Origin of the sequence: Loktanella atrilutea, assembly GCF_900128995.1 — a bacterium.
GTDB lineage: Bacteria > Pseudomonadota > Alphaproteobacteria > Rhodobacterales > Rhodobacteraceae > Loktanella > Loktanella atrilutea.
In genome coordinates, this window is the sequence record NZ_FQUE01000043.1 from 1 (window position 1) to 1,325 (window position 1,325).

A 1,325-nucleotide genomic window follows, 5' to 3' on the forward strand; every position below is an offset into this window, starting at 1 on the left:
TGAACCGCGCCGGGTTTGCCGGAGACCGTTTGCTTCACTTTATGCGACCATATCGAGCGCGGCACGCTGCGCATAGTAGTTGGCTTCGGCCTCGACAGGCGGGATGTTCCCGATGGGTTCAAGCAGCCGGCGGTTGTTGAACCAGTCCACCCATTCGAGGGTCGCCATCTCAACAGCTTCGAGGTTTTTCCAAGGACCGCGACGGCGAATGACCTCGGTCTTGTAGAGGCCATTGATCGTTTCGGCCAATGCGTTGTCGTAGCTGTCTCCAACGCTTCCTACTGAGGGCTCGATGCCAGCGTCGGCTAAGCGCTCGGTGTAGCGGATGGAAACGTATTGGGACCCGCGATCGCTGTGATGCACCAGGCTGCCGCCACCATCGGGGCGTCGTTTGTAGAGTGCCTGCTCCAGCGCATCCAGAACGAAGTCGGTCTTAGCCGACCCTGACACCCGCCAGCCCACGATGTGGTTGGCGAATGTGTCGATCACGAAGGCCACGTAAACGAAGCCGGCCCAGGTCGAGACGTAGGTAAAGTCGCTCACCCACAGCACGTTCGGTGCCGGGGCCCGGAACTGGCGGTTCACCTTGTCTTGCGGACATGGTGCCGACATATCGCCTCGCGTGGTCTTGATGACCTTGCCGCGCACGGCCCCACGCAGCCCGATCTGGGTCATCAGCCGCGCCACCGTGCAACGGGCGACATCAAAGCCTTCCCGTCTGAGCTGGTGCCAGGCTTTGCGCACGCCGTAGACTTTGAAGTTGGCGTCCCAGATCCGCTGAATCTCGGGACGCAATGCTGCATCCCTTTGTTGTCGCGCCGACGCCTTGGATGGATCGGCACGGATGGCCAGGTGCGCATAATACGTCGATGGGGCGATCGGCAGAACCCGGCAGATCGGCTCGACCCCATAGACGACACGATGATCGTCGATAAACCCGATCATCGCTTCAACGGGCGGTCGAGCTCCGCCTGAGCGAAATAAGCTGATGCTTTGCGGAGGATCTCGTTCGCCTGACGCAGCTCACGGTTCTCGCGTTCAAGCAGCTTGATCCGATCGCGCTCGTCGCTGGTCGTGCCACCCGCAGCACCGGCGTCCTTGGCGGCCTTCCTCAGCCAGACTGCAAGCGTCTGCGGAATACAGCCGATCTTCGGTGCAATCGCCGCTATCGCGGCGCCCTGCGTTTCATAGGAACTCTGGTGTTCCAGCACCATCCGCACCGCGCGGGCGCGAACCTCCGGTGAATAGCGGTTGGCCATCTTGCTCTTTTCCATGACTCTCATCCTTCTCAGGTTTCAAGTCTCTGGCAAACCCGGCGCGGTTCA

Annotated in this window: 1 protein-coding gene and 1 other annotated feature; the gene reads right to left on the minus strand. The window is 61.1% G+C overall.

Annotated elements, in window-relative coordinates:
- Nucleotides 1-39: 39 nt before the first annotated feature.
- Nucleotides 40-1,274, minus strand: a protein-coding gene (locus tag BUA54_RS20445) for an IS3 family transposase (protein WP_143155573.1) whose coding sequence is annotated in 2 segments (ribosomal slippage) — nucleotides 40-977 and nucleotides 977-1,274 — 1,236 coding nt in all. Because the reading frame shifts where the segments join, the coding sequence is not laid out codon by codon here.
- Nucleotides 871-987, minus strand: a sequence feature (AL1L pseudoknot). It overlaps the preceding gene by 117 nt.
- Nucleotides 1,275-1,325 lie beyond the last annotated feature (51 nt).